This is a genomic window from Formivibrio sp. oc-25 (assembly GCF_055810895.1).
The window spans coordinates 1-8,672 of record NZ_JBVVOL010000048.1 but is presented as its reverse complement, the minus strand read 5'-3'; the positions used below and the strand labels follow the sequence as shown (position 1 = coordinate 8,672).

Below are 8,672 nucleotides of genomic sequence, written 5' to 3'. Positions count from 1 at the left end.
CCGAATGCGGTCACCAATGTTGGCATGTATGTGGTGAGCCTGCTGGTGGGGACGGTGATTACGGCGGTGGCGTTGTATCTGGTGAAGAAGCCGGTCAATGGCAGTGCGGCTGCCTGATTTCAAACAGGAGATGTTGAGAATGACAGCCAAGAAATGGTTGATAGGCAACTGGAAGATGCACGGATCTTTGTGCTCCAATCAGACATTGATTGAAAATATCCGGGCGTTGCTGCCGGCTCTGGATGAGCGGGTAGGCATGGTGGTCTGCCCGGTTTTCCCCTATTTGCCGCAGGTCGCGGACCTGATTCAGGATTCCGGAATCGGACTGGGCGCGCAAAATTTGTCAGAGCAGGTCAAGGGTGCCTATACCGGCGAGGTGTCAGGCGCAATGCTCAAAGATGTTGGCGCGGCTTTTGTTATCGTGGGGCATTCCGAGCGCCGTAGTTATCATGGCGAGAATGATGAATTGATAGCAAAGAAATGCCGGGCAGCGCTGGATTCTGGCTTGATCCCTGTCCTGTGTGTTGGGGAGACCAAGGATGAACGGGAAAAGGGCGAAACCTGGTCAGTTCTGCTGCAGCAATTGAATGCCACGTTCGACCTGATTGATCCATCCAGAGATGAAATCGTGCTGGCTTATGAGCCGCGCTGGGCGATCGGTACCGGAATTTCAGCTACGCCGGAAATGATTGCAGATGCGCATACTTTCCTGCGCGCTTATCTGGTAGCAAAGGATGCCGAGTTTGGTGCCAGGACGCCGATCCTGTACGGTGGAAGCATGAATGGTGCAAATGCCACGACGATTGTAGCCATCCCGAATGTGGATGGTGGATTGATAGGATCTGCAGCGCTCAAGGCAGAGGAATTTATCGCTATCTATAACAGCCTGCGCGCTGTGATCTGATGGATTTGATATAAATTCGCACAACCGTAATGGTATTCAAGCATTTACAGTCAAGGCCTGCATTTCAGAAGAGTGCAGGCCTTTCCTTTGCACAATCCGGATTTCTCTGCTTCGATCGATTTTCGACGATCCCGTTTCACCCGATACCGATAGCAGTCTGTGGCATCATACGGCCTGGAAAATATTCAGAGAAAAACCATGGGTGTGCTACACGGGGGATGGCAGCCCCTCTCGACTTATGATGCTCTTGAAGTCAAACCGCGCTATGCGGTTTTTTTCTTCCCCACCGTTCAGATCGACGGATACTCATTGCCGGAAGAGGTCAAGACATCGCCAGAGTTGGCGTCGCGCAAATGCACGTACTGGTATCCGATTCCGGACCCAAGCCTCATTGATGCAAAAGAAACGCCATCGTCTGACGCTGGTGCGCAAACCAAGCAGCTAACCGCGAAGCAGATTACCGCGCTCGCATTGCTGGCAAACGGCAAGGCTGATTTTCATGGCGTGATCATGGCTGGAGCCAATTTATCGACCATGTCTGCCCTGGTGAAAGCGGGCCTAGCCACGGCGATGCAGAGCGGCGGGGTAAAACAATGGCAAATCACCGATCAGGGAGTTGCTGTATTGCGGAATGTTGACAAAACAGCAGCCGGTTCTGTCTGATGTTCTGCTCACCACGAAATGAGTGCGAGGGAATTCCCAGTCATTTCAGCCTACCTGCCGGGAGGTAATCAAATAGCATGCGGCAGGCCAAGATTCTGATTGGCAGGCACTGCAACATCGATCAATTTGGGCTTGGGTAAGTGAAGGTTATTCATCAATTCGACAAAATCGGATTTATCTCGCCCGGCCAGGCGACTGTTATGGCGTTTTTCCCAGCCGATGGTTGATACAGATTGGCCTTTGTAATCATGACCGGGCCAGACGAGCGTTGCGTCGGAAAGCGTAAACAGCTTCTTGTAGATGCTGTCATACAGGGTTTCTGCGCTTCCACTCTGGAAGTCAGTGCGACCACAGCCGTCGATCAGCAATGCATCACCGGTAAAAACGTTATCTCGCCATACAAAAGACATGCTGCCAGCAGTATGTCCTGGTGTATGCAGCACCCTGATCTGTTCGTCCAAACCGAAATTGATTACATCACCATCGTGCAATTGCACATCAGCCATGCTCACACCACAACCACCAGGAACAACAGTCTTTGCCCCCGTCAGTTGACGAAGTCTGCCTGCCGATGTCACATGATCTGCATGCACATGCGTTTCGAATATATAAGTCAGTTTAAGGTTCAGTCGTTCCAGTTGCTGCAGGTCGCGCTGTGATTGTCTGTCCACCGGATCGATGATGACGGCTTCGCTACCCTGAGGGTCATACAGCAGATAGGTGAAAGTCGAGGATTCTGAATCAAACAGTTGAATCGGATGCATGCTCGTACTCCAAGTGTGAATGCTATCTACTTATGGGCCGAATACAGGGTCACAGCATGACTTTCATGATCAGGCCAATAGCCACTACCACAGCCACAGCAGCAAATCCTTTATGCAAATAGGATGCTGCCACGTGCACAGAAATGACGCGTCCGCAGGTCATTCCTACCAGCGCGCCGAGAGCAAATGGCATGGCGATGTTCCAGTTTAGACCGCCCGAGACCACACTGAATACCACTCCCGATATAGATACCAGCGCGATGACTGCTAGTGATGTAGCCACCACAGACTGCATGGCCAGATCGGAATAACGGCGTAGCGCTGGCACTATGACGAAACCGCCCCCCACGCCAAGCAGCCCTGACAACAATCCTGCAACACTTCCCGACAACGCCAATGCACGCGCGCAGGCGGAAGTCCAGATAAAGCGGCCACTATCGGCACTCCGGACGCATGGCAATGACTGTGCCTGGATTTCGGGTTTGTCTTTCTGGCCAAACGTACGATAGGCCACCGCAAGAAGAACCAGCGCAAACAGGATCAGCAACCAGCGGTTATCCACTCTGTGTGCCAGCCATACACCGACGGGTACCAGCATCATTCCGACAGCAGCAATCAACAGTGCGGCACGGTAGCGGACGATTCCCGCCCGCAAACCGAGGATGGCGCCGAGAGTCGCGGCCAGCCCCACCGCCAGCAGTCCTACTGGGCCGGCCTGCGCAACAGTTTGGTGGGCGCCGAAAATCAGCAGGGGCGCGGCCAGAATACCGCCTCCCGCACCGGTAAGTGCCATGATGAGTCCCACGATCAAGCCCAAGCCGAGATGTATCAACAATTGGTAGCCCCTTTTGCCTATTCCGCAATCACGACGGAGATTGTTGCTGCGCTCATGGATCCCTGGTTTTACTGCGGCCGCCTGCGTCGCTCCAATAATTCGAAAACAGCCATTCCTGCCAGCATGGCAAGAACAAAGACCACTGGCTTCACGCCACCAGAAAGCAATGATGTCAGCGCCGGCCCTGGGCAATAACCTGCCACGCCCCATCCGATTCCGAATAACAACCCACCCAGAACCAAGCGTCGGTCGATCCGTCTTGCTGTTGGTAGATTCATCTCAGTACCCAGCCATGTTTTTGCTCGTTGTCCGGCGATGCGAAATGCGAAGAATCCAACAAAAATCGCCCCCCCCATCACCAATGCCAGGGAAGGGTCCCAATTACCGGCCAGATCCAGAAAACCGATGACCTTGGCTGGATTGGTCATACCAGACACGATCAATCCCACCCCGAACACCAGACCGGCTATAAAAATCGTTACCAGTTGCATCGTGTATTCCTTAACCGAACATGTGACGAACAATAAATACTGTTACGAAGCCGGCAAGCATGAAGGCTAGTGTCGCGACCAGTGAACGTGGCGAGAGCCGGGATAGACCACACACACCATGTCCACTGGTACAGCCGGAGCCATACCTCGTACCGATACCCACCAGCAGGCCCGCAACAATCAAGGCCGTCATGTCGGCATCAACCTGAACATCCGGCAAGGGTGCCACCACGCTGAAAACGAGCGGTGCAACAATCAGCCCCAGCAGAAAGGCGATGCGCCAACTCAAATCGCCTTTGGTTGGGCGCAGCAATCCGCCCAAAATGCCACTGATTCCCGCGATACGGCCATTCAGCAAAACCACCATGGCGCTAGCCAAGCCGATTAAGAGGCCACCAAGCAATGCAGACCAAGGCGTAAAGTTTGCCCAATCAATACTCATTTCATACCTCCTTCATCACAGCAAAGACCTCAGCAACCAGGACAGTCATACGATTCCGTGATCGGGGCTCTGTGTGGCTCGCGCCTTCATGATCGATTTTAATATTAATTTATATTATGTATAAGTATGAATTGTATGGCAAGGGGATCATATGAGCCCAGCGGAAACATCATCGACGCTGGCCTGGCTAGTTAAGGCCAGCGCAGGACGCAGGGTGTCCGGTCTGTGGTTGGCACTTCTGATTCATAATCCTAACTGGATACAGCTGCCACCCTGGCCCGTGCCCTATGCAGCTTTTGGTAACTATCGAGCAAGCGCTGGTGCCGATCGAGTCCTTCCAGTTTCATGCTGGTAGGTGCAAGGCCGTGGAAGCGCACGCTGCCATCCACTGATCCGATCACCGCATCCATCCGCGCATCGCCAAACATCCGGCGGAAATTGACCTCGTAATCATCCAGTTCTAATTCATCATCCAGCAGCACCTCAAGCACCACATTCAGGGCCTGATAGAATAATCCGCGCTCGACTGTATTATCGTTGTACTGCAAGAAGGCTTGCGCCAGCTCTTGAGCTTCTGCAAATTGCTGCAAGGCAAGATGAATCAGCAGCTTCAACTCCAGAACGGTGAGCTGCCCCCAGGTTGTGTTTTCGTCAAAGGCAATGCCGATCAAGGTGGGGATGTCGGTGTAATCGTCGATGAATTCGCAGTCTTCCAGTCGTTCCAGCAACGCGGCCAGGCCGGCATCATCCAGGCGATGCAAATTCAGAATGTCCGCGCGGAACAACAAGGCTTTGTTGGTGTTATCCCAGATCAAGTCTTCGACCGGATACACTTCCGAATATCCCGGCACCAGGATGCGGCAGGCGGTGGCGCCGAGTTGGTCGTAGACCGCCACGTACACCTCTTTTCCCATGTCCTCGAGAATGCCGAACAAGGTTGCGGCTTCCTCGGCATTGGAGTTTTCACCCTGGCCGGAGAAATCCCACTCGACAAAATCGTAATCCGCTTTTGCGCTGAAAAAGCGCCACGACACCACGCCGCTGGAATCGATGAAGTGCTCGACGAAGTTGTTCGGCTCAGTTACGGCGTTGCTGACGAAGGTGGGCTGCGGCAAGTCGTTCAGGCCTTCAAAACTGCGACCCTGCAGCAACTCGGTCAGGCTGCGTTCCAGTGCAACCTCGAAGCTCGGATGCGCGCCGAAGGAGGCAAATACGCCGCCGGTACGCGGGTTCATCAAGGTGACGCACATCACGGGAAATTGGCCGCCCAGCGAAGCATCCTTCACCAGCACCGGAAAGCCTTGCTCTTCCAAACCCTTGATGCCGGCCAGAATGCCCGGATATTTTGCCAGCACGTCTTGCGGCACATCAGGCAGTGCGATTTCACCTTCGATAATTTCGCGCTTGACTGCCCGCTCAAAAATTTCCGACAGGCATTGCACCTGCGCCTCGGCCAGTGTATTGCCGGCGCTCATCCCGTTGCTGACAAACAGATTTTCGATCAGGTTGGACGGGAAATACACTACCTCGCCATCGGACTGGCGCACGTACGGCAGCGAACAAATGCCACGCTGCACATTGCCGGAGTTGGTGTCGATCAGATGTGAGCCGCGCAACTCGCCATCGGCGTTATAAATGGCGAGGCAGTATTCATCAAGGATTTCAGCCGGCAACCTGTCTTTCTTGCCCGGCTTGAACCAGCGCTCGTTCGGATAATGCACAAACGGCGCATTGGCAATGTCTTCGCCCCAGAACACCCCGGCGTAGAAATGGTTGTTACTCAGGCGCTCGATATATTCGCCCAGGGCGGAAGCCAGGGCACTTTCCTTGGTCGCGCCCTTGCCATTGGTAAAGCACATCGACGAGTATGCATCACGGATATGCAGCGACCACACATTGGGCACGATATTTCGCCACGAAGCGATTTCAATCTTGATGCCCAAGTCCGCCAGCAATCCGGACATATTGGCGATGGTTTGCTCCAGGGGCAGATCCTTGCCGGTGATATAGGTGCGTGCTTCAGCATCCGGATTCAGCGTCAGCAAGGCCTGCGCATCGGCATCGAGGTTTTCTACCTCCTCAATCACAAACTCGGGCCCGGTTTGCACCACCTTTTTAACCGTGCAGCGCTCTATGGAGCGCAAAATGCCTTGGCGGTCTTTGGCAGAGATATCCGCCGGCAACTCAACCTGAATCTTGAAGGTCTGCTGGTAACGGTTTTCCGGATCAACAATATTATTTTGCGACAGGCGGATATTTTCGGTAGGGATGTTGCGGGTGTCGCAGTACAACTTCACGAAGTAAGCCGCACACAAGGCCGATGAGGCCAGAAAATAATCAAACGGCCCCGGCGCCGAGCCATCGCCCTTGTAGCGGACAGGCTGATCGGCGATCACCGTGAAGTCATCGAACTTGGCCTCAAGGCGAAGCTTATCGAGAAAGTTGACCTTAATTTCCATGCGGGAATCCTGAAATAGCGTTCAAAACGAATCGGCCGCTATTATCGGGCTTTCCCGGTGGGAAAACAGCGTTTTTCAGCAGTTTGTGGCTCCGAAGTGTTGGTGCCCAAAAATCAGCACGCAGGAATTTTGCTGGCCTCGGCAACAAAAGCGCGTGCATTAGCCGTGACCGTAGCAAAGTCACCCTGTTTGCCCGGTGCGGTGATACTTCCCCCGATACTGACCATGACTGCGCCACTGGCGAACCAGCTGGCCAGGTTATCCAGGGTTACGCCGCCGCTGGGCATCAGCGGCGCTTGCGGTAGCGGCGCGCTGATTGCTTTGAAATAGGCCGGGCCATAGGCATCGCTGGGAAATACCTTGATGATATCTGCGCCCGCTTCTAGGGCTTGTACAGCTTCCGTGGTGCTTGCCACGCCCGGCATGGAGACCACCTGGTAGCGATTGCACAGACGAATGACATCCGCATTCAGACTGGGTGCCAGGATGAATTGCGCACCGGCGAGAATGACCAGGCGTGCGGTTTCGGTATCCAGCACTGTACCGGCACCGATCAGAATGCGATTGCCAAACCGCTCAGTCAGTGTCTTGATGACTTCCAGCGTGCCGGGCGTCGTAAACGAAATTTCCAGGCTGGTCATTCCGCCTTCGATACAGGCCTCTGCAAGCTTGAGCGCATCTGCTTGCGTGTCCGCCCGGATGATGCCGATCAGGCGGCTGGCCAGCAGGTGTTGCAAGATTTTGAATTTTTTCATGGGTTACGTTCCTTGCGTGGTTTCGGGTAGTACGGTGGGATAAAACTGGCCAAGCAACATCTGCAACAAACTCAGCACTTGCCGGATTTCAGCCTCCGTGATGTTCAAGGCGGGCATGAAACGCAAAAAATTGGGGCGTGGGGAATTGAGGATCAGACCAAAAGGTTCCAGGGAACGGGCCGCCTCGACCAGTTTGGGGCCTTGCTCATCCGGCAAGATCAAGGAGCGCAGCAAACCCAGACCGCGTTCACCGCATAATGAAAATGCATCGGAAAGCTGGCGCAGCCCCTGGCTGAGCTGATCGCTTCGGCAGCGCACATTGGCCAGGAAATGGGGCTGCGCGATGGCATTCACCACCACCAGCCCCACCGCTGCCATCAACGGATTGCCGGTATAGGTGCCGCCCTGGTCGCCTGCCTCGAAACAACAGGCAGATTCGCGGGCCAGCAGGGCTGCCAGCGGTACGCCGCCGCCCATGCCTTTGGCCAGTGTCATGATGTCCGGCAAAATCCCCGCATGCTGAAACGCGAACATGCTACCGCAACGCCCCATACCCGTTTGCACTTCATCCACTATCAGCAACAGCCCGTGATATTCGGTGATGATGCGCAATTCACGTAAAAACTCCGGTGTTGCTGCAATCACGCCAGCTTCGCCCTGTACCGGCTCAAGCATGACAGCAACGGTATTGGGCGTGATCAGGGCCTGAACCGAATTGATATCGTTGAGCCGGGCCTTGGGAAAACCCGCCACCTGCGGGGCAAACATCTGATCCCAGCCTGGTTTGCCGGACGCCGACATGGTGGCGAGGGTGCGGCCATGAAAGGCCTGGTCGAACGTAATGATTTCATACGCACCGCCCCGGTTTTTCCGGCCCCATTTGCGTGCCAGCTTGATGGCACCTTCATTGGCTTCGGCACCGCTGGTACAGAGAAACGTGCGTGTCAGGCCGCTGAGTTCGACCAGGCGGCTGGCAAGTTGCATGGCCGGCTCATTGTGAAATGCCGGACTCGGGCTGATCAGCCTGGCGGATTGATCCCTCAGCGCTTGCTGGATTTCAGGCGGGCAATGCCCAAGGCTGTTCACGGCCCAGCCTTGCATGATGTCGAGATAGCGTTTGCCAGCACGATCCTGTAGCCAGGAACCCTGCCCCGAGGTGAACACGATGTCGGGTTTTGGGGTGACCCACATCAGGTGTCGTGCATCGATATCGAGCGGGGTCATGGTGTCAGTTCCGCAATGATTTCCGGCAGGCCCATGTGATATTCCTTGGTGTGTGATGAAAAACTTGGCCAGAAATGACCGCTTTTTTCAGTTAATCACGCCGGAATAGTGGGGTAACAGAATCAGAATGGGGTT

9 protein-coding genes are annotated in these 8,672 nt (G+C 54.6%); 2 read left to right on the top strand and 7 right to left on the bottom strand.

The features are described from left to right. Nucleotides 1-139: 139 nt before the first annotated feature. Both tpiA and AC0KVQ_RS15770 read left to right on the top strand, forming a co-directional pair. A complete protein-coding gene (tpiA, locus tag AC0KVQ_RS15775; protein ID WP_473422146.1) occupies nt 140-904 on the top strand; it encodes a triose-phosphate isomerase in 765 nt (254 codons plus the stop codon). A gap of 198 nt (nt 905-1,102) precedes the next feature. Continuing rightward, nucleotides 1,103-1,567, top strand: coding sequence for a hypothetical protein (locus AC0KVQ_RS15770; protein ID WP_473422145.1), 465 nt, complete (start codon nt 1,103-1,105; stop codon nt 1,565-1,567). A gap of 68 nt (nt 1,568-1,635) precedes the next feature. On the opposite strand, the gene AC0KVQ_RS15765 is transcribed toward AC0KVQ_RS15770, so the two are convergent. The 7 genes from AC0KVQ_RS15765 to AC0KVQ_RS15735 all read right to left on the bottom strand — a co-directional run bounded on the left by AC0KVQ_RS15765 (nt 1,636) and on the right by AC0KVQ_RS15735 (nt 8,537). After that, nucleotides 1,636-2,331: an MBL fold metallo-hydrolase gene (locus tag AC0KVQ_RS15765; RefSeq protein WP_473422144.1), complete on the bottom strand. Its 696-nt coding sequence runs from the start codon at nt 2,329-2,331 to the stop codon at nt 1,636-1,638. 49 nt (nt 2,332-2,380) lie between these two features. Further along, nucleotides 2,381-3,166 (bottom strand): sulfite exporter TauE/SafE family protein, encoded by a 786-nt coding sequence (locus AC0KVQ_RS15760; RefSeq protein WP_473422143.1) that lies wholly within the window; start codon nt 3,164-3,166, stop codon nt 2,381-2,383. Nucleotides 3,167-3,234: 68 nt separating this feature from the next. Continuing rightward, the gene (locus tag AC0KVQ_RS15755; protein ID WP_473422142.1) at nt 3,235-3,657 is read right to left on the bottom strand and encodes a YeeE/YedE family protein; all 423 of its coding nucleotides are present in this window, start codon (nt 3,655-3,657) and stop codon (nt 3,235-3,237) included. A gap of 10 nt (nt 3,658-3,667) precedes the next feature. Then, entirely contained in the window at nt 3,668-4,099 is a 432-nt protein-coding gene (locus tag AC0KVQ_RS15750; RefSeq protein ID WP_473422141.1) for a YeeE/YedE family protein, read from the bottom strand. Between the two features lie 251 nt (nt 4,100-4,350). Then, nucleotides 4,351-6,558: an OsmC domain/YcaO domain-containing protein gene (locus AC0KVQ_RS15745; RefSeq protein WP_473422140.1), complete on the bottom strand. Its 2,208-nt coding sequence runs from the start codon at nt 6,556-6,558 to the stop codon at nt 4,351-4,353. 113 nt (nt 6,559-6,671) lie between these two features. Then, on the bottom strand, nt 6,672-7,313 hold the full coding sequence (locus tag AC0KVQ_RS15740; RefSeq protein WP_473422139.1) for a bifunctional 2-keto-4-hydroxyglutarate aldolase/2-keto-3-deoxy-6-phosphogluconate aldolase: 642 nt from the start codon (nt 7,311-7,313) through the stop codon (nt 6,672-6,674). Between the two features lie 3 nt (nt 7,314-7,316). Beyond that, nucleotides 7,317-8,537, bottom strand: coding sequence for an acetylornithine transaminase (locus tag AC0KVQ_RS15735; RefSeq protein ID WP_473422138.1), 1,221 nt, complete (start codon nt 8,535-8,537; stop codon nt 7,317-7,319). Nucleotides 8,538-8,672 lie beyond the last annotated feature (135 nt).

Excerpts from the sequence above, each read along its gene's own strand:
- AC0KVQ_RS15765 (WP_473422144.1), bottom strand. The coding sequence starts at position 2,331 with ATGCATCCGATTCAACTGTTTGATTCAGAATCCTCGACTTTCACCTAT.
- AC0KVQ_RS15750 (WP_473422141.1), bottom strand. The coding sequence starts at position 4,099 with ATGAGTATTGATTGGGCAAACTTTACGCCTTGGTCTGCATTGCTTGGT.
- AC0KVQ_RS15740 (WP_473422139.1), bottom strand. The coding sequence starts at position 7,313 with ATGAAAAAATTCAAAATCTTGCAACACCTGCTGGCCAGCCGCCTGATC.
- tpiA (WP_473422146.1), top strand. The coding sequence starts at position 140 with ATGACAGCCAAGAAATGGTTGATAGGCAACTGGAAGATGCACGGATCT.
- AC0KVQ_RS15770 (WP_473422145.1), top strand. The coding sequence starts at position 1,103 with ATGGGTGTGCTACACGGGGGATGGCAGCCCCTCTCGACTTATGATGCT.
- AC0KVQ_RS15755 (WP_473422142.1), bottom strand. The coding sequence starts at position 3,657 with ATGCAACTGGTAACGATTTTTATAGCCGGTCTGGTGTTCGGGGTGGGA.
- AC0KVQ_RS15745 (WP_473422140.1), bottom strand. The coding sequence starts at position 6,558 with ATGGAAATTAAGGTCAACTTTCTCGATAAGCTTCGCCTTGAGGCCAAG.
- AC0KVQ_RS15735 (WP_473422138.1), bottom strand. The coding sequence starts at position 8,537 with ATGACCCCGCTCGATATCGATGCACGACACCTGATGTGGGTCACCCCA.